This is a genomic window from Lentzea sp. CA-135723 (genome assembly GCF_050936595.1).
Taxonomy (GTDB): Bacteria; Actinomycetota; Actinomycetes; order Mycobacteriales; family Pseudonocardiaceae; genus Lentzea.
Genome location: NZ_JBNJMK010000001.1, coordinates 5,484,522 through 5,502,264, shown reverse-complemented (window position 1 = coordinate 5,502,264; position 17,743 = coordinate 5,484,522). Strand labels below are relative to the sequence as shown.

Below are 17,743 nucleotides of genomic sequence, written 5' to 3'. Positions count from 1 at the left end.
TGCCTCCCGGTGATGTTCCCACAGGTAACTGGCGCATTTCGCAAGTTACTCACGGCTGCGTGGTGGGTCAACGGGGGTTGATTCTGCCGTTAGAAGGCATTTTCGACGGAACAAGCAGACGGGGCACCCTCGGAAGGGTGCCCCGTCTTCAGCGCGGGCTTGCGAGTTACCAAGCGTGCAACTCCAGTCGTACAACCCTGGCCTCGGCGTCCGGCGTCCCGGTACGCAGGCCCTAGACGACAAGCCTCCCGCGGCGTGCTGCGCGTGGGTACTCGAAGTCCGCGCACGGAGCCCTGCCGGGGTGGATTCTGGCTTCTCTTCGCCAGGTCCCTGGCCGACCCGAGTTCCGCACCACCCATTTAAGTGCGTGGGCCCGGTCACAGCAAGGGCTCGGACGGGTGCACCGTTCAAGCCACGTTCAGTAAGGAAAGTACTGGCGTTTCTGGATTTGTGAGCTCGTGTTCGTGTTCGGGTACCGCTGGGCGGGCGGCTCGTGCCACTCACGCGGGCACCACGTGTGCGGGGCGTTGCCGCTACTCGTCAGTACCCGCCACTTCCCGGTGCTTGTGGTTGCCGGGGCTTGACTTTCAGCTGTTGCGGCGGCGGCGAAGGCCGTACCAGGCGGCACCCGCGGCGGCGACGGCGCCGAGGCTGATGGCCGTGACCGCGACCGCCTTGCCCGACGGGGTGGGGATGCGGGCGCGCAGGCTGACCGGGTCGACGAACTGCTGGATCGGCCAGTCCTTCTCCGTGGCGACGCGGCGCAGGCCCCGGTCCGGGTTCACGACCGTCGGGTGGCCGACGACCTCCAGCATCGGGAGGTCCGTGACGCTGTCCGAATAGGCATAGCTCCTGGCGAGGTCGTAGCCGTGCTCCGCGGCGAGCTGCTTGATCGCGACGGCCTTGTTGTCGGCGGCGCAGTAGAACTCGACGTCGCCGGTGTAGCGGCCGTCCTGGATCACCATCTTCGTGCCGACGCTGTAGTCCGCCCCGATCATCTGGGCGATGGGGGCGACGAGCTCCTCGCCCGACGCGCTGACGATGACCACGTCGTGGCCCTCCGCCTTGTGGTCGGCGATCAACTGTGTCGCTTCTTTGTAGACGAGCGGGTCGACGATGTCGTGCAGCGTCTCGCTGACGATGCTGCGGATCTGCTCGACGTCCCAGCCGGCGGCCAGCGCCGTGATGTGCGCCCGCATCCGGTCCATCTGATCCGCGTCCGCGCCCGCGAGCATGAAGACGAACTGCGCATAAGCGCTCTTCAGCACCGCGCGGCGGTTGATCAGTCCCTCCTGGAAGAAGGGGCGGCTGAACGCCAGCGTGCTCGACTTCGCGATCACGGTCTTGTCGAGGTCGAAGAAGGCGGCGATCCGGCTCATGGGGCTCAGCTTAGGTGTACTCGTCAGTAGGCCGTTCGGGCGGCATTTCGTTCGTGTACGAAACCGTTGCGCTGCACGGTTACCGAAACTTGGCCCTCAGCTGTTGCGGAAGTTGCGCGCGGCACTGGCGCATGGGGATACAGTAGGAGAGTCCGGTTCGACGGACGGGTTCAGTCCGACCCCCCGGGACTGAACCATTGACGACCCCCGTCCCTCCCCCCTGGCGGGGGTCGTCCCATATCCAGACCCCGTTTCCAGCGGGTTGAGACTGGACCTCTGCCTCTTTCGCGGCCTGTGCCCGCGCGCCGTGTGCCCAACCCTCCAGAGTCGCACGCACCCCCGACACTTCCGCCCTGCCAAGGGTTTCAAGATCGCGACTTGTCCACAGCCGCTGGTTTGTCCACATGTGGATCTTCACCCCGTTGTGTCGTTCATCACGACCGACCAGGTTCGATCCCATGACCCACCCCACCGCCCTGCTCACCGACCAGGACCTCCTCGACGAGGTCCTCCGCGTGGCCGCCGCAGCCGACTGCCACCTGACCTGCGCGCCCGACGTCACGGCCCTCCGCGCCGCCTGGCACACCGCCCCGCTGCTGGTCCTCGACCCGGCCGCGGTGGTCGCCTGCCTGGACGCGGGCCTCCCGCGCCGCCCAGGCGTCCTGGTGGTCCACGGCGGCGACCCTCCCTGGTCCCCGGCGGTGGCCCTGGGAGCGGACGGCGTCCTGGAACTCCCGGTGGAGGCCCGCGCCCTGGTGGCGGCCCTGACCGACCTGGGCGAAGGCCCGCCCTCGGACCGGGGCAGGGTCGTCTCCTTCATCGGCGGCCGAGGAGGAGCAGGAGCCTCCACCCTGGCCATAGCCTGCGGCCGCGAAGCCGTCCTGACCGGCGGCGAGGCGATGCTGGTCGACTGCGACCCGCTGGGCGGTGGCATAGACCTGGCCCTGGGCACCGAATCCACCAAGGGAGCCCGCTGGCCGGGCGTCCACGCCACCGGCGGCAGAGTCCCGATGTCGGCACTGAGGGCAGCCCTCCCCACCACGGGCAACCTGAGCGTCCTGGCCTGCGACCGAGCAGCCCCGGACCCGGACCCGGCCGCAGTGGCAGCCGTCCTGGACGCCGGCCGCCGAGCAGGCTGCACCGTGATCTGCGACCTCCCGCGCTTCCCCACGTCCGCAGCCTCGGCGGCCCTGGACCGCACCGACCTGACGATCCTGGTGGTCCCAGCAGAGGTACGAGCCACCGCGGCAGCCAGCCGAGTGGCCACCCGCCTCCTCACCACCGGCCGCACCCTCCGCCTGGTGGTCCGAGGCCCGTCCCCGGGCAACCTCCGCCCGTCCGAGATGGCGGACGTGATCGGCGTCCCCCTGCTCACCTCGATGCGAGCGGAACCAGGCCTGGCCGAGGTCCTCGAACGAGGCCGCTTCCCCCGCAACCCCAAGGGACCACTGGCAACGGCAGCCAGAGCGGTCCTGAAGGAGCTGCACCCATGACCACGGTGACCCTGACCGACGACACCGACGAAGCCGAGTACCTGGCAACCCTCGCCGCCCTTGCCGAACCCACGCCCACCTGGCAAGCCTGCGGCTGCGTCCCGCTCTTCCCCGAGCTCCCGCGATCCGGCCCAGAGATCCCGTTGGCACGAAAGGAACTCGCGTCGTGATCGTCCTCCAGATCCTGTGGGGTATGGCCCGCAACCTGGTGCGCTACCGCCGCCTCTTCCCACCGCAGTACGTCTTCAAGAAGGAGCCCAAATGACCCGCTTCCTGGCCTGGTGCCAAGAAACCTGGCACCGCCTCCGAGGCCGCGAAGTCACGCACGGCCGCCACGCCCGCCGCCCCACCCCCGCGACCTAGCCGCCACCCAACCCCCGCCGCGCCTCAAGGGGCAACCGCCAAACCCCACCGGCTCGCCCGCGCGCCATCTGGCGCCGCCCTGACCTCACAGCCCTGACCTCACCGACCCCACCGCCCCACCGCACCGACCCCACCGCACCGCCCGACCTCACCGCACCTCACCGCACCGCCCGACCGCACCGCACCGCACCGACCGCACCGCACCGCACCGCCCGCACCGCACCGCCCGACCGCACCGCCCGACCGCACCACCCACGCCTCACTTCCCAGCCACAGCAACCACTTCCGCGAGGTATCCGCCATGACCTCCACCCTCATCGACCGAGTCCGGCACCGTCTCGCCGGCACCAGCACCGACGTCGAGATGACCGCGGCCGTAGTGGCCCACGCGGTCCGCTCCGAAGCAGGCGGCATCCTGGCCGACTCCGACGTCCTCGACGCACTCCAGGTCCTCCGCCAGGAGTTCAGCGGCACCGGCCCCCTCGACCCGCTGCTCGCCGACCCCGGCACCACCGACGTACTCGTGACCGCACCGGACCAGGTCTGGGCGGACGGCACCGCCGGCCTGCACCGCACCACCATCACGTTCCCCGACGAAGACGCCGTCAGACGCCTGGCCCAACGCCTTGCCGTGGCTGCGGGCCGCCGCCTCGACGACGCCTCCCCCTGCGTCGACGGCTGGCTTCCCGGCAGCGGTGTTCGCCTCCATGCCGTCCTGCCCCCGATCGCCGACCGGACCTGCCTCTCCCTCCGCGTCCTCAGACCGGCGACCCACGACCTGACCGCCCTGCAGAACCTGGGCACGTTCGACGCGGAAACGGCCGACACCCTGCGTGCGATCGTCAAGCGCCGCATGGCTTTCCTCATCATCGGCGGCACCGGGTCCGGCAAGACGTCGTTGCTGTCGGCGCTGCTCGGTTGTGTGCCGAAGCACGAACGGATCGTGTGCGTCGAGGACGCGAGCGAGCTGAATCCCGACCACCCGCAGTTCGTGCGGCTCACCGCGCGGCCCGCCAACGTCGAAGGGGCCGGCGAGATCACCACCCGGCAGCTGGTGCGGGAGGCGTTGCGGATGCGGCCCGACCGGATCGTCGTCGGGGAGGTGCGCGGTGGCGAGGTCAGGGAGTTGCTGACCTCGTTGAACACCGGGCACGAAGGTGGTGCGGGGACGTTGCACGCCAACTCGGCGAGTGAGGTGCCGGCGCGGCTGGAGGCGCTGGGGGCGTTGGGCGGGCTGGAGCCGCAGGCGTTGCACAGTCAGGTGGCGGCGGCCGTCAGGGTCGTGTTGCACATGCGGCGCGACGGGAATGCCCGCCACCTCAACGAGATCGGCGTCATCGAAAGCCACACCGGACTCAAGGTGCGTCCTGTCTGGACGCGTGAGCACGGTTGGCGGGAGAAGGAGTTGCTGTGGTGAGCCTTCTTCTGGCGGCGGCATTGCTTGTGTGGCCGCACGTCAGGTCGATCCGGCGGCTGCGGCCGAAGGACAAGCGGGAAATCGTTGTGCCGCCGTACATCTGGCTGGCGGCAGCGGCCGTGGTGACCTACCTCGTCGCGGGCGTCGGTGGGCTCGTCGCGGCGACCGTGCTGGGGGTCACCGCGAAGAGAATCCGCAGGCAGCACAAGAAGAACAAGGCGCAAGGGGAAGCGACCGAGGCGCTGAGCAGCGGGCTGGGCGGGGTGATCGACGAGCTGCGGGCCGGTGCGCATCCGGCCCACGCGGCGGAGGGTGCGGCCGAGGACACGCCGGCGCCTGCCAAGGAGGTGCTCCGGGCGGCCGCGGTGGCGTCGAAGCTCGGTGGTGACGTCGAGCGGACGTTGCGGGAGTTGCGACAACCCTTGCTGGGCAGAGCAGTGGAGCAGTTGGCCAGGGCCTGGCGGGTGTCGGCCAGGCACGGGGTGGCGCTGGCGGACGTGCTGGACGCCACCAGGAGGGACCTCGATCAGCGGGCGGCGTTCGCCCGGCAGGTGCACGCGCGGATGGCGGGGCCTCGGGCCAGTGCGGCGGTGCTGGCGGTGTTGCCGGTCGTCGGGGTGGCGCTGGGGGAGTTGAGCGGGGCCGGGCCGGTCCACGTGCTCACGGCGACGGCCGTGGGGCAGGTGCTGCTGGCCACCGGTGCGGTGTTCGTGGCGGCCGGGGTGTGGTGGACGCAGCGGATCACGGAGGTGCGGCCGTGACGTTTCTGCTGCTGGCGCTGGCCGTGCTGGTGTTGCCGCGCGCACCGGAGGCGATCGAGCGGCTCCGGCCGAAGGGGCACGATCCGCCGCCCACGACCAAGGAACCGCACGGGCCCTTCGAACGGGCCGCGGCCTGGGACCTGCTGGCCGCGTGCCTCAAGGCCGGGTTGCCGGTGCCCACGGCGATCCAGGCGGTGGAGATCAAGGAACTCGCGCAGGTCGCGGAGCTGCTGCGGCTCGGTGCCGACCCGGTCACGGCGTGGGCGTCCGCGCTCGACCAGCCGGCCACCGCGCTGCTGGCGAGGGCGGCGCGCAGGACCGCGCGGTCCGGAGCGGCGCTGGCCAGGCAGACCGCCGAGCTCGCCGCGCGGACCAGGGCGCAGGCGGCCGACGAGGCCGAGGCCGAGGCGCAACGGGCCGCCGTCGCGGTGGCCGCTCCGCTCGCACTGTGTTTCCTGCCGGCGTTCCTGTGCCTCGGCGTCGCGCCGGTGGTGCTGGGGCTGGCCGGTCAATTCCTCGGATAGGAGAAGACAGATGGAACTGCTCAAGGACGACAGCGGCATGAGCACCGTGGAGTACGCGATCGGGACGTTGGCCGCCGCCGCGTTCGCCGCGTTGTTGTACGTGATCATCACCAGTGACGGCTTCCGGAATCTGGTGGAGGAGCTGATACGGCGTGCGCTGGAGACCGTCTGACGACCGGGGGATGGTCACGGTCGAGGCGGCCGTCGCGGTCAGCGCGTTGCTGGTGGCCGTGTGGCTGGGGGCGAACGGGCTGACGGCCGTCACCGAGCAGATGCGGTGCGCGGACGCCGCCCGCGAGGCCGCCCGGCTCGCGGCTCGCGGTGAACGGCAGCGCGGTGAGGAGGCGGCCGGGCGGATCGTGGGTGGCGCCCAGGTCTTGGTGGACGTCCAAGGCGATGCGATCTCGGTGGTGGTCAGCAAACGGGGGCCGCTCGGCTTACCGCTCAGCGCTCGGGCGTTCGCCGTGCCGGAGCCGCGATGAGCGGTGAACGGTCGGGCTGCGACCGGGGTTCTGCCGCGGTGAGCGGTGTGGCGGCCATGTTGTTGCTGATCATCGTCGTGGTGGCCGGTGCACAGGTCGGTTCGGCGGTCGTCGCGCGGCATCGGGTGACCGGTGCGGCCGATCTGGCGGCGCTCGCGGCGGCCGCTCGGCTGGCCGATGGCGCCGAAAGTGCTTGTGAGCAGGCAAAACGCGCGGCGCTGGAGAACAGGTCCGAGCTGACGAGCTGCACGGTGAGCGGAGAGGAGGTGGTTGTCGAGGCGTCGGCGATTACGCCGTTCGGCCCGGTGAACGCCCGTGCCAGGGCAGGTCCGGCCGAAGATCGAAGCGTTTGGAGCACGACGAGCGGTCGGCTCACAGCGGTGAGCGGACTCACACCCGCGCCGGGACATGCTGAACGGTGATCGAACCAAACGCGCGGAGTTCAGCGGCCCGTTCTCGCCGAGGACGTTCGCCGTCCCGTAGCTACCAGTTGTCGAGCGGGGGTTACGGAGGCCGGTGCCGGTGTCGTTAGTTGTAGTGGCGGCACCGACGCGGTGTCCCTACGGAAACCGGCACCACGTCGATGTCGAGTCAGAGCCTAGGAAGAAGGCGACGGAAGATGGATTGGTCGGACAGCTGGCGCGGGGCCTTCCGCATCGAACTGCGTGCCGAGGCGATCAGCCTCGCGTACCGCGGTTGGCCCGTACTGCCCGGCACGTACCCGGCCGGTTCGGAGAACGGCGTCACCCAGTGGGCGGGCCGCAGCGGCCTCGAGCTCCACGGCCCCATCCCGGTGCACCGCGACTGGGTCGACCGGATCGGAACGCGTCCCGACCAGGTCGCCACGTGGTGGGCCGGCCGTTCGTACAGCCTTCTCGTCGCCACCGGCCACGTGGTGGACGCGATCGAGGTCGGCACCGACCTCGGCCGCCGCGCGGCCGTCGCACTGCGGCAGATCGGTGTTCCCGTGCCGATCGCCGCGACCCCGTCCGGCCGGTGGATGTTCCTCGTGAAGTCCGGCTCCAAGCTCAACGCCGAGCTCGCGAACAACGCGGACGTCCACCTGTACGGCAAGGGCGAGTACATCCCGCTGCCGCCCACCACGATGGCGCACGGCGTCGTGCACTGGCGGGTCAAGCCGCAGGTCTGCGGCTGGAACCTGCCGGACGCGCACGTCGTGCAGGAAGCACTCGTCGAGGCCGTGCACGCCCCGTCGCGCTTCCAGCTCGAAACCGTCTGACACAACTAAAAGAACAAGCCCGGCCGCGCTGGGTGTCGTCGTGGACTCTCCCCGACAACCCCGAAGACGATGCCCTGCGCGGCCGTTCCACCAAACCCGATCCGATGATCGGCCTCCGCACCCCGCACGTCGGGGGCCGCAGAGGACCGGGTGAAAAGCCGAACACGCACCCCGAAGGACAGCCTCCCGTTGTAGTGACCGGACCGAGGAACGTTAGTGGCGGAGCACCTGCTCTGCCGCGGTCGGTGAAGCCGGCTCCTCCCCGGAGTTCGTCAGCAGACAGTCGACACCGTCGCCTCCCGCGTGTCCTGTCGAGACGAACGAACCTGATTCCACCGATGTTCTGCGGAATCCGGTCACGAAGCGGTAGCAGGCGGGAACACGGTGTTCGGCACGTGGAGAGCGCGGCGGGGGTACCCGTGAGCCCCCGCCGCGCCCACGAAAAGCAGGAGAGCTAGAGCCGGAGCCCCTCCGCGTAGGCGGCGAAGGCGACGGTCTCCTCCATGGATCCGGGCCGCGGTACCGCGTCGGCGTCCCAGCCGAGGTCCCGGTCCTGCAGGACCTGCTCGATCAGCGGGTGCCACCGCTGATCGAGCATTTTCTTTGCCCACACCAAGGCGCCGCGCTTGGACTCCACCATTCCCGTGTGGATGGTGTAGAGCGTGCGGCAGTAGGCCGAGACGATGTAGCGCTGCGTCCAGGCGTTGCCCATCGGCGCCCACTCCTCGATGCCGGACAACACGTTCGGCAGCTCGGCGCGCATCGACTCCCGCAGAGCGGACGCGGGCACCTCGTCGACCAGCGATGTGATCGGCGGCCCGGCCAGCACGATGCCGTGGTGGCGCAGGATCCAGCGGGCGTGCGGGCTGTTGCAGTGCAGATCCCACGCCAGGGTGCGGGTGCCGTGGTCGTTGAACAGCCACGGCACCCCCAGACCCGCCACCGAACGCAGGGAGTCCACGTCGGCGTAGGAACCCTCGATCTCCGTCGACCAGCGGCCGGGACGAAGGGGGATCTCGGCGTGCAGGGCGCGGAGACCGGCTTCGCGGTCGCCGGACGGGAGTTCGGTGCAGGCGACGACGAAGTCGCAGTCGCTGTGGACGTCGCCGGCGCCCAGGGCGAACGAACCCTGGAGGTAGGTGCCGACGTAGGTGGGGCCGAGGATCTCGCGCTGGGAGGCGACGAGGTCGGCGAGAAGGACGTTCAGGTCGGAGAAGGGCGTGAACAAGGCAGACTCCCAAGAACCCGTGGCCAGAAGGGGACGGGCGCGGCGGAGCGATCGACACCGCCGCGCGGAGGCGCGGCGGGGTTGGGGCCCGGCCGTGCGCGATGGCACAGCGGGGATTCGGCCAGCCGCGCCAAGGAGCATGACCGGCTTCCAGCTCGCCGCGCCAAGGAGCACGACGGCTTCCGGCTCGCCGCGCTTAGAGGCGACGGGTCCGGTCGGTGGCGTTGCAGCCGCAGGCGTTCACGCCCCCCAACATAACCGGGCGCGGCGGCCCCGGTCAGGCGATTTTGGCCAGCACCACGTCCAGCACCAGCACGGCGCCCGCCTTGTCGAGCGGGTCGTTGCCGTTGCCGCACTTGGGCGACTGCACGCACGACGGGCAGCCCATCGGGCACGTGCACGCCTTGATCGCCGCACGGGTCGCCGTCAGCCATGCCCGCAGCGCCGAGTGGCCCCGGTCCGCGAAGCCCGCTCCGCCGGGGTGGCCGTCGTGCACGAAGACCGTCGGCATGCCGGTGTCGGGGTGCACGGCCGTGGAGACGCCGCCGATGTCCCAGCGGTCGCACGTCGCGAACAAAGGCAGCAGGCCGATGGCGGCGTGTTCGGCGGCGTGCAGGGCGCCCGGGATGCGTTTGGGTTCCACGCCCGCCGCCACCAGCAGCGACTCGTCGACGGTGTACCAGACGGCACGGGTCCGCAGGGTCTGTTCCGGCAGGTCGAGCGGGATCTGGTCGAGGACCACGCCGGACGGCAGGCGGCGCAGGTAGCCGACGACCTGGGTGGTCACCTCCACCTCGCCCAGGGACACCGTGACGCCGTCGAACGACGCCTGCTCGGCCTCGCCGATCACGGTGATGTCGACGCAGTCGCGGGGCTGGGTGGTCCACTCCGGGTCCTCGCGGTGCACCATCGCGAGGCCGCTGTCCAGGTCGAGCTCGTCGACCACGTAGGCACGGCCCTGGTGCAGGTACACGGCGCCGGGGTGCACCTGCCAGCTGGCCGAGCCGGGGTCGACGGTGCCGAGCATGCGGCCCGAGTCGGACTCCACGACGGCCACCTGGTCGCCGCCGGAGCCGCGGATGTCGACTCCGGCGTGCGGGCGGTCGTGCGAGGCCCAGTACCAGCCCGCTGGACGCCGGCGCAGCAGCTTCTCCGCCACCAGGTCGTCCAGCACCGCTTCGGCCAGCGGGCCGCCGAAGTCGCCCAGGCAGGCCGGGGTCAGCGGCATCTCGGAGGCCGCGCAGGCCAGTTGCGGGCCCAGCACGTACGGGTTCAGCGGGTCGAGCACGGTGGCCTCGACCGGGCGGTCCAGCACTGCGGCCGGGTTGTGCACGAGGTACGTGTCCAACGGGTCGTCGCGCGCGACGAACACCACCAGGGCGCTGTCACCGGAACGGCCCGCGCGGCCCGCCTGCTGCCAGAACGACGCCAGCGTGCCCGGGAAACCGGCCACGACCACGGCGTCCAGGCCCGCGATGTCGACGCCGAGCTCCAGGGCGTTGGTGGTCGCCACGCCGAGCAGGTCTCCGGTGGACAGCGCCTTCTCCAACGCCCGGCGCTCCTCCGGCAGGAAGCCTCCCCGGTACGCGGCGACGCGCGGCGGCAGCTCACCGTCCACTTCGGACAGAATGCGCTGGGTGCCGAGCGCGGTCAGCTCGGCGCCGCGGCGGGACCGCACGAAAGCGAGCGAACGTGCGCCCTCGACCACCAGGTCGGCCAGGATGCGCGACGTCTCCGCGCCCGCCGACCGCCGGACGGGCGCGCCGTTCTCACCCTCCAGAGAGGTCAGTGGGGGTTCCCACAACGCGACCGTGCGCGACGCACGAGGCGAAAAGTCGTCCACGACAGCGGAAACGGGCACGCCGAGCAAACGCTCCGCCGAACCAGAAGGATCAGCCACTGTGGCCGATGCCAAAACGAAGATCGGATCCGCGCCGTATTTCCGGGCGACCCGGCGGAGACGCCGCATCAACAACGCGACGTGCGACCCGAAAACGCCGCGGTAGGAATGGCACTCGTCGATCACCACGTACTTCAGGCGGCGGAAGAACCGCAGCCATTTCGGGTGCTGCGGAAGGATTCCGCGGTGCAGCATGTCCGGATTGGTGAAGACCCAGTTGGCGTGGGCCTTGACCCAGTCGCGTTCGGCCATCGGGGTGTCACCGTCGTAGGCCGACGCGCGCACCCCCTTGATCCCCAGCTCCTCGAGCGATCGGAGCTGGTCCGCCCCAAGGGCTTTGGTCGGTGACAGGTACAGCGCGGTGGCCTTCGTGTCCGCCAAAAGAGTGGAAAGCACGGGCAACTGGTAGGCAAGTGACTTGCCCGACGCCGTGCCCGTCGCGAGGACCACGTGCTGCCCGGACCACGCCAGCGAGGCCGCCTCGGCCTGGTGCCGCCACGGCTCGCGCACGCCCGCCTCCACGAACGCCTCGACGACCGCCGGGGCCGTCCACGCAGGCCAGTCCACATGATCTGCCTGCCGCAACGGCAGATCGCGCGCGTGCGTGAGGGGCGACTCCCCGGCGGGAACTCCCGCCAGCACGCGGTCCAGCAGCCGGCGTCCCTGATCCACCACGGGATCGAGCTTCGCATACACCACCGACAGTCCTGACCGGGCCGCACTCGACTTCCTGCGCAGATAACGGTGTGTGCACGGATCGGGACGTTTCGTTGCCTCCTTGCAACAAGCCCCTAGACTCCCCGCTCATCGCATCCAATGAGGGATGCGTCACGTCGCGCTGGGCGGCTGGTCTGCCTTGGCGCTGCACATGGCAACTCACCAGGAGGACGGATGTCCCGGCAATTCCTCGCGGAGAGCCTCGAGCTCTCCGGGGGTGATCGCGGCGTCGTAGCCGTGGTCGCCGTGGTCGCCCTGGCTGCTCTCGCCGTCGGGTACGTGCTGCTCAAGGAGGTGCTGGCCGCCGGCCAGGGCACCGACAAGATGCAGGACATCGCCAAGGCGGTTCAGGAGGGCGCAGCGGCCTACCTCAACCGGCAGTTCCGCACGCTCGGCATTTTTGTCGTGGTCGTGTTCGTTCTGCTGTTCGCGCTCCCGGCAGATGATTTGGCCGAGCGAATCGGTCGATCATTGTTCTTCCTCGTCGGTGCGGCGTTCTCGGCGACTATCGGCTACCTGGGCATGTGGTTGTCCACGCGCGCCAACGTGCGTGTCGCCGCCGCCGCCAACGAAGAAGGCGGCCGGGAAAAGGCGACGCGCATCGCGTTCCGCACCGGTGGTGTGGTCGGCATGACCACCGTCGGTCTCGGCCTCTTCGGCGCGGCGCTCGTCGTGCTCGTCTACGCCGGTCAGGCCCCGAAGGTCCTGGAGGGCTTCGGTTTCGGTGCCGCGCTGCTCGCGATGTTCATGCGCGTCGGTGGCGGCATCTTCACCAAGGCCGCGGACGTCGGCGCCGACCTCGTCGGCAAGGTCGAGGTCGGCATCCCCGAGGACGACCCCCGCAACGCCGCCACGATCGCGGACAACGTGGGCGACAACGTCGGTGACTGCGCCGGCATGGCCGCTGACCTCTTCGAGTCCTACGCCGTGACGCTCGTCGCGTCGCTGATCCTGGGCACGGCCGCGTTCGGCGTGCAGGGCCTGCTGTTCCCGCTGATCGTCCCGGCGATCGGCGTGCTCACCGCGGTGATCGGCGTCTACACGACGAGGGCGAAGGCGGGCGAGAACGGCCTCGCGGCCATCAACCGCGCCTTCTACATCTCCGCGGTCATCTCCGCGGTGCTGTGCACCATCGCGGCGTTCACGTACCTGCCGAGCTCCTTCTCGGACCTCAACGGCATCAGCGACGCGCTCAAGGCCGACAGCGGCAACCCGGCGCTCATCGCGTCCGTCGCGGTGATCATCGGCATCGTGCTGGCGGGCATCATCCTCTGGCTGACCGGCTACTACACCGGCACCGACCACAAGCCGGTGAAGGAGGTCGGCGAGACCTCGCGGACCGGTGCGGCCACCGTCATCCTGTCCGGCATCTCGGTCGGTTTCGAGTCGGCCGTCTACACCGCACTGGTCATCGGTGCCGCCGTCTACGGCGCGTTCCTGCTGTCCGGTTCGGTCGTCGTCGCGCTGTTCTCGATCGCGCTCGCCGGTTGTGGTCTGCTCACGACCGTCGGCGTCATCGTGGCGATGGACACCTTCGGCCCGGTCTCGGACAACGCGCAGGGCATCGCCGAAATGTCCGGTGACGTGCACGGCGAGGGCGCGCAGATCCTCACCGAGCTCGACGCGGTGGGCAACACCACCAAGGCCATCACCAAGGGCATCGCGATCGCGACGGCCGTGCTCGCCGCGACGGCGCTGTTCGGCTCCTACCAGGACGCCATCTCGCAGGCGCTGGCGAAGGCCGGGCAGACGGCGCTGGACTTCACGGACTTCGTGGTGTTCTCGCCGAACGTCCTGGTCGGCATCGTGATCGGTGCGGCCGTCGTGTTCATGTTCTCGGGCCTCGCGGTCAACGCCGTGACGCGCGCCGCCGGTGCCATCGTGTTCGAGGTGCGCCGTCAGTTCCGCGACAACCCCGGCATCATGGACTACTCGGTGAAGCCGGAGTACGGCCGCGTCGTCGACATCTGCACCAGGGACTCGCTGCGCGAGCTCGCGACCCCCGGTCTGATGGCCGTGCTCGCCCCGATCGCCGTCGGCTTCGGCCTCGGCGTCGGCCCGCTGGCGGGCTACCTCGCCGGCGCGATCGCGACCGGCACGCTCATGGCGGTCTTCCTGGCCAACTCCGGTGGTGCCTGGGACAACGCCAAGAAGCTGGTCGAGGACGGCAACCACGGCGGCAAGGGCTCCGAAGCCCACGCCGCGACGGTCATCGGCGACACCGTCGGCGACCCGTTCAAGGACACCGCCGGTCCGGCCATCAACCCGCTGATCAAGGTGATGAACCTGGTCTCGGTGCTGATCGCGCCCGCCATCATCACCTTCACCATCGGTGACAACGCGTCCGCGCCGATCCGCATCGCGATCGCCGTCGTCGCGGTGCTGATCATCGTGGGTGCGGTGGTCGTGTCGAAGCGCCGCGGCACGTCGATCACGGACACCCCCGCGGAGTCCGTGAGCAACGGCGCCGCGTAGGTCCAGCCCCTCGGGTCGGGGTACGTTCGGGTCTTCCCCCGACGTACCCCGACCGAGGAGTTCCGACATGAGGCGCAGCCTCGTCGCCACTGCCGCTGTTGCCGCCCTAGCGCTGGCCGGGTGCACCAACGGCGGCAACTCCGGCACTTCGCCGACGCCGTCCAGCGGCGTCAACAACGCGGCCGCCGTCGAGTACATGAACAAGGTGTGCTCCGCGGCCTCCGAGTTCGCCAAGATCGAGAAGACCGCCCCGAAGGTCGATCCGGCGGACACGTCCAAGCTCAAGGCCGAGATGGCCGCCTACATGGGCCAGCTCGCCGACGCCTTCACCAAGTCGGCGGAGGGCCTCACGAACGTCGGCCCGTCGCCCGTCGCGGGTGGCGAGGAGGCCGTGAACAAGATGGCCGAGACGTTCACCTCCCTCGGCACGGTGTTCACCGACGCCAAGACCAAGATCGAGAAGGCGGACGGCAACGACGCCACGGGCGGCATCCAGGCCGCCGGTGAGGCCATCGCGAAGCTCTCCGAGCTCGCCGACCCGCTGCGCGACATCCAGGGCGTCCCCGAGCTGCAGAAGGCCACGCAGACCGCGGAGAAGTGCCAGGAGATGCAGCGCCTCAACGTCACGCCGACGAGCTGAGCGGGGCCGTCCGGAGTAACTTCCGCCCCATGCGCCGCACAGTCATCGCCGTTGTGACGACCTGTCTGCTCGTGGTCTCCGCGTGCAGCAGTGGAGGTTCGTCCACATCCACGCAGGCCACCCCGAACGAGGCCGACGTCGTGGCGTGGATGGACAAGGTCTGCGGTGCCGTCGGCGGCACCGTGAAGTCCCTGTCCGACGAGCCCCCGATCGACATGAGCGACCCGTCCAAGCTCCAGGCGGGCATGTCCGAGTGGCTCGGCACGAAGGTGACCGCCGTCGACAAGTCGATCGCCGACCTCAAGAGCCTCGAGAACGGCCCGCACCCGAAGTCGAAGGAGCTCGCCGTCGCCGCCGAGGACGGCATGGGGCAGATCAAGACGCTGCTCGCCGACACCAAGTCGAAGCTCGACGCCTCGACCGACGTCAACCAGGTCGTCGCCGCGTTCACCGAGATGGCCTCGAAGGCCGGTGAGCTGGAGAAGGCGGGCGCCGACGTGCAGAAGAAGTTCGACGAGACGGGCCTCGGCGGCGCCGCTGCGAAAGCGGCCAACTGCAAGGAGTTGCAGACCTCTCCGCCCACCACCTGAGCACGCGAATGACGCCCTGACCGGATCGCCCGAACGTGTACTGTTCGGCGGTCCGGTTAGACGTTTCTGGGGGAAATCACCGTGAACGCACGTTTGTCGATCGCTGCTGCCTGCGCAGGCGCGGCTCTTGTCCTCACCGGCTGCGGCACCAGCGCCGCGCCGTCCTCGCAGTCCTCCGCCGCACCCACGACCACCACCACGACGGCGGCCGCAGCCGACCCGGTCAAGTGGGCGGGTGCGTTCTGCGCCGGCACGACGCCGGTCCTCACCGGCGCGGTCGAGCTCATCACGGTCGTCGCGAGCAACGCCGACAACCCGGCCGCCATCAAGGAGGGCATGCTCAAGCTGCTCGACACCGGCGGCAAGGCGATGGCCGACACCGAGGCCAGGCTCAAGGAGGTCGGCGCGCCCGGCCCAGAGCACCAGGCCGTGCACGACGAGCTGGTCAAGATGTTCGGCGACGGCGCCAAGGAGTACAAGTCCGTCCACGAGCAGATCAGCAAGATCGACGCGAGCTCGCCCGACTTCCTGGGCCAGGTCGAGAAGATCGGCGGCGACTCCGCAGACCCGTCGAAGCTCTCCGACCAGATCAAGAAGCTCGACGCCGACCCGAAGCTCAAGGACGCCGTCACCAAGGCGCCCGAGTGCACCGAGATGCGCACGAAGCTCGGCAAGCTGATCGGCCAGTGACCGGGTCTCGCCTGATCGCGGCCGTGCTGAGCGCGGCCGCGATCACCGCTTGCAGCACCCCGCCGCCTGCCGCTCCGGTGCGGCAGGCAGCGCCCACGACCACCACGACTGCGCACGTTCCGGGCGCCGACCCGGCGGCGTGGTTCGACGCCTACTGCGGCCCGATGGGCGTGACCGAGATCGCCCGCGTGGCCATCGGAGTCGACGGCGCGCGGGGAGCCGAAGCCATGAAGGTGGCCGCGGTGCGGTGGGCGTCGACGGCCGCCGCGTCGGACCGGAAGATGGCGGACGGCCTGGAGAAGGTCGGTGCGATGAGTTCCGACGTGCAGAACCTGCACGATCGCTTGGTGAAGTCGTTGCGGCTCGAGGCGACCGGCTGGGACGACGTGGCCGGTCGCCTGCAGGGGCTCGCGGCCGACGCCAAGTTCCCAGAACGGTTCCAGCAGGTCACCGCCAGCCGTGGGGGCAACTCCGACGGGGTGGCGGCACTGTTCGAGCAGATCGTGAAGATCCCGGCGTACACCGAGGCGTTCCGCGCCAACGAGGTCTGCTCGGAGTGGCAGCGGCTCGCCAAGGGAAACTAGCCGGGTGAGGACACGCCTGATCGCCGCCGTGCTGGCCGCCACGACCGTTCTGACCAGCGCCTGCGCGTCCGACGAGGAGAAGCCGCTCACGGACGCGCAGAGCCGCTGGGTGGACGCCTTCTGCGGTGCGTTCGTGCCCGGTCTCAAGGCCGGCAAGGCGCTCCAGGCGCAGGACGCGGCGAACCCGGCCGCGGTCAAGACGGCCTACCTGAAGCTCGTGGACGACAACGCGGCGGCGTTCAAGAGCGCCGCGCAGGAGCTCGGGGAGCTCGGGCCACCGTCCGACGACCTCAAGGACCTGCACGACCGGCTCGTCGCCTACGTCGGCGAGTCGGCCAGGTCCTACGAGGCGGCGAAAGCGCCGGTCACGGCCCTGGAGGCGAACGCGGCCTTCTGGGACGCGGCCGAGAAGGTGCTCGCCGACACGTCGCAGGTGAGCAATCCCGAGCAACTGAGGGCCACGTTCGACGCGCTCGAGAAGTCGCCGAAGTACTCGGACGCGATCGGCAAGGCCCAGGCGTGCGACGAGCTGAAGGCCGGGTAGTCCGGCCGGTGTGTCACAGCCGCACCACTGGTCACAGTCGAACGTCTGTTCTACCCTGTGGGCCGTGGTTGGGCAGCTGTCCTTCTTCTCGGCCGAGGCGCGCACGCCGGCCAAGGCGGACCTCGCCGGCTTCCTCTGCGGGCCGGGTCAGGCCGTCAGCTTCGCGCGCGGTACGGCCGCCCGCGTGTACACCGAGCTGCGCGACGACTGGCGGCTGGGCCCCCTCAAGCAGGCCTGCGCCGAGCGCGGGGTGACCACGGAGCTGTGCGTCAACGAGGAGGGCACCCACTTCGTCCGCACGCCGTTCCGCACGGATCTCACCCCTCTGGCCGCCCGCTGGCTGACTGGTTCGGTCAAGACCGTCCCGGCGGACTTCGAGCTGAACGGCGCAGTGCTGCGCGTCTGGGCGCTGGCCGCGGGCAGCTGGATGGAGTCCGCGTACCTGCTCGGTTTGGACCCCAACGCACCGCAGACACACCTGCCGTTGCAAAATGCCCTGCTCGCATCCGGACTTCCGTGCACCCTGGTAGGGGCACCGGCGTTGCGGGTGACCGGCCGGCGACGGCTGGCGCGGCTCGCTGAGCTGGTCGGAAGCCCTCCTCAGGGAGTGGCGATGAGCACCTGGCCGGCGGCCTGAGCGGGCGGTCCGGCATGGTTGTGTCACTCTGTCTCGTCGTACAGGCGTCGCGGAGACATGACGGACAGGTGTGCTTTTC

19 protein-coding genes are annotated in these 17,743 nt (G+C 70.1%); 16 read left to right on the top strand and 3 right to left on the bottom strand.

What is annotated here, in order from left to right:
* Positions 1–587: 587 nt before the first annotated feature.
* Entirely contained in the window at positions 588–1,379 is a 792-nt protein-coding gene (locus ACQEU1_RS25140; protein WP_433206357.1) for an HAD-IB family hydrolase, read from the bottom strand.
* Positions 1,380–1,837: 458 nt separating this feature from the next.
* On the opposite strand from ACQEU1_RS25140, the gene ssd reads away from it, so the two are divergent.
* The 9 genes from ssd (at position 1,838) to ACQEU1_RS25095 (ending at position 7,659) form a co-directional block, all read left to right on the top strand.
* Entirely contained in the window at positions 1,838–2,872 is a 1,035-nt protein-coding gene (ssd, locus tag ACQEU1_RS25135) for a septum site-determining protein Ssd (RefSeq protein ID WP_433206354.1), read from the top strand.
* Positions 2,869–3,042 (top strand): hypothetical protein, encoded by a 174-nt coding sequence (locus ACQEU1_RS25130; RefSeq protein WP_433206351.1) that lies wholly within the window; start codon positions 2,869–2,871, stop codon positions 3,040–3,042. The genes ssd and ACQEU1_RS25130 overlap by 4 nt, the downstream gene beginning before the upstream one ends.
* Positions 3,043–3,536: 494 nt before the next feature.
* On the top strand, positions 3,537–4,652 hold the full coding sequence (locus ACQEU1_RS25125; protein WP_433206348.1) for a TadA family conjugal transfer-associated ATPase: 1,116 nt from the start codon (positions 3,537–3,539) through the stop codon (positions 4,650–4,652).
* Positions 4,649–5,413 carry a type II secretion system F family protein gene (locus tag ACQEU1_RS25120; RefSeq protein WP_433206345.1) on the top strand — a complete coding sequence of 255 codons (765 nt, stop codon included), beginning with the start codon at positions 4,649–4,651 and terminating at the stop codon, positions 5,411–5,413. Before ACQEU1_RS25125 ends, ACQEU1_RS25120 begins: the two co-directional genes overlap by 4 nt.
* Positions 5,410–5,937 (top strand): type II secretion system F family protein, encoded by a 528-nt coding sequence (locus ACQEU1_RS25115; protein ID WP_433206342.1) that lies wholly within the window; start codon positions 5,410–5,412, stop codon positions 5,935–5,937. The genes ACQEU1_RS25120 and ACQEU1_RS25115 overlap by 4 nt, the downstream gene beginning before the upstream one ends.
* A 10-nt stretch (positions 5,938–5,947) precedes the next feature.
* On the top strand, positions 5,948–6,109 hold the full coding sequence (locus ACQEU1_RS25110; protein WP_433206339.1) for a DUF4244 domain-containing protein: 162 nt from the start codon (positions 5,948–5,950) through the stop codon (positions 6,107–6,109).
* Positions 6,090–6,419 (top strand): TadE family type IV pilus minor pilin, encoded by a 330-nt coding sequence (locus tag ACQEU1_RS25105; RefSeq protein ID WP_433206336.1) that lies wholly within the window; start codon positions 6,090–6,092, stop codon positions 6,417–6,419. The genes ACQEU1_RS25110 and ACQEU1_RS25105 overlap by 20 nt, the downstream gene beginning before the upstream one ends.
* The gene (locus tag ACQEU1_RS25100) at positions 6,416–6,841 is read left to right on the top strand and encodes an Rv3654c family TadE-like protein (protein WP_433206333.1); all 426 of its coding nucleotides are present in this window, start codon (positions 6,416–6,418) and stop codon (positions 6,839–6,841) included. Before ACQEU1_RS25105 ends, ACQEU1_RS25100 begins: the two co-directional genes overlap by 4 nt.
* Positions 6,842–7,038: 197 nt before the next feature.
* Positions 7,039–7,659 carry a bifunctional DNA primase/polymerase gene (locus ACQEU1_RS25095; protein WP_433206330.1) on the top strand — a complete coding sequence of 207 codons (621 nt, stop codon included), beginning with the start codon at positions 7,039–7,041 and terminating at the stop codon, positions 7,657–7,659.
* 454 nt (positions 7,660–8,113) lie between these two features.
* On the opposite strand, the gene ACQEU1_RS25090 is transcribed toward ACQEU1_RS25095, so the two are convergent.
* Together ACQEU1_RS25090 and ACQEU1_RS25085 are read right to left on the bottom strand one after the other, a co-directional pair.
* Positions 8,114–8,887 (bottom strand): aminoglycoside adenylyltransferase domain-containing protein, encoded by a 774-nt coding sequence (locus ACQEU1_RS25090; protein WP_433206327.1) that lies wholly within the window; start codon positions 8,885–8,887, stop codon positions 8,114–8,116.
* Between the two features lie 277 nt (positions 8,888–9,164).
* Positions 9,165–11,462 (bottom strand): DEAD/DEAH box helicase, encoded by a 2,298-nt coding sequence (locus ACQEU1_RS25085; protein ID WP_433206324.1) that lies wholly within the window; start codon positions 11,460–11,462, stop codon positions 9,165–9,167.
* A 216-nt stretch (positions 11,463–11,678) separates the two neighbouring features.
* Between ACQEU1_RS25085 and ACQEU1_RS25080 the strand changes: the two genes are divergently transcribed.
* From ACQEU1_RS25080 to ACQEU1_RS25050, 7 genes are all read left to right on the top strand, one after another.
* A complete protein-coding gene (locus tag ACQEU1_RS25080) occupies positions 11,679–13,979 on the top strand; it encodes a sodium-translocating pyrophosphatase (protein ID WP_433206321.1) in 2,301 nt (766 codons plus the stop codon).
* A 67-nt stretch (positions 13,980–14,046) separates the two neighbouring features.
* Positions 14,047–14,619 carry a hypothetical protein gene (locus tag ACQEU1_RS25075; RefSeq protein ID WP_433206318.1) on the top strand — a complete coding sequence of 191 codons (573 nt, stop codon included), beginning with the start codon at positions 14,047–14,049 and terminating at the stop codon, positions 14,617–14,619.
* A gap of 29 nt (positions 14,620–14,648) precedes the next feature.
* Complete coding sequence (locus tag ACQEU1_RS25070; RefSeq protein ID WP_433206315.1) at positions 14,649–15,209, top strand: hypothetical protein; 561 nt, start codon at positions 14,649–14,651, stop codon at positions 15,207–15,209.
* 81 nt (positions 15,210–15,290) lie between these two features.
* Positions 15,291–15,899: a hypothetical protein gene (locus ACQEU1_RS25065; protein ID WP_433206312.1), complete on the top strand. Its 609-nt coding sequence runs from the start codon at positions 15,291–15,293 to the stop codon at positions 15,897–15,899.
* A complete protein-coding gene (locus tag ACQEU1_RS25060) occupies positions 15,896–16,483 on the top strand; it encodes a hypothetical protein (protein WP_433206309.1) in 588 nt (195 codons plus the stop codon). Before ACQEU1_RS25065 ends, ACQEU1_RS25060 begins: the two co-directional genes overlap by 4 nt.
* Before the next feature lie 4 nt (positions 16,484–16,487).
* Positions 16,488–17,027 carry a hypothetical protein gene (locus ACQEU1_RS25055; protein WP_433206306.1) on the top strand — a complete coding sequence of 180 codons (540 nt, stop codon included), beginning with the start codon at positions 16,488–16,490 and terminating at the stop codon, positions 17,025–17,027.
* A 64-nt stretch (positions 17,028–17,091) separates the two neighbouring features.
* The gene (locus ACQEU1_RS25050) at positions 17,092–17,664 is read left to right on the top strand and encodes a hypothetical protein (protein ID WP_433206303.1); all 573 of its coding nucleotides are present in this window, start codon (positions 17,092–17,094) and stop codon (positions 17,662–17,664) included.
* The last annotated feature ends 79 nt before the right edge of the window (positions 17,665–17,743 follow it).

Excerpts from the sequence above, each read along its gene's own strand:
- ACQEU1_RS25140 (WP_433206357.1), bottom strand. The coding sequence starts at position 1,379 with ATGAGCCGGATCGCCGCCTTCTTCGACCTCGACAAGACCGTGATCGCG.
- ssd (WP_433206354.1), top strand. The coding sequence starts at position 1,838 with ATGACCCACCCCACCGCCCTGCTCACCGACCAGGACCTCCTCGACGAG.
- ACQEU1_RS25130 (WP_433206351.1), top strand. The coding sequence starts at position 2,869 with ATGACCACGGTGACCCTGACCGACGACACCGACGAAGCCGAGTACCTG.
- ACQEU1_RS25125 (WP_433206348.1), top strand. The coding sequence starts at position 3,537 with ATGACCTCCACCCTCATCGACCGAGTCCGGCACCGTCTCGCCGGCACC.
- ACQEU1_RS25110 (WP_433206339.1), top strand. The coding sequence starts at position 5,948 with ATGGAACTGCTCAAGGACGACAGCGGCATGAGCACCGTGGAGTACGCG.
- ACQEU1_RS25100 (WP_433206333.1), top strand. The coding sequence starts at position 6,416 with ATGAGCGGTGAACGGTCGGGCTGCGACCGGGGTTCTGCCGCGGTGAGC.
- ACQEU1_RS25095 (WP_433206330.1), top strand. The coding sequence starts at position 7,039 with ATGGATTGGTCGGACAGCTGGCGCGGGGCCTTCCGCATCGAACTGCGT.
- ACQEU1_RS25080 (WP_433206321.1), top strand. The coding sequence starts at position 11,679 with ATGTCCCGGCAATTCCTCGCGGAGAGCCTCGAGCTCTCCGGGGGTGAT.
- ACQEU1_RS25075 (WP_433206318.1), top strand. The coding sequence starts at position 14,047 with ATGAGGCGCAGCCTCGTCGCCACTGCCGCTGTTGCCGCCCTAGCGCTG.
- ACQEU1_RS25070 (WP_433206315.1), top strand. The coding sequence starts at position 14,649 with ATGCGCCGCACAGTCATCGCCGTTGTGACGACCTGTCTGCTCGTGGTC.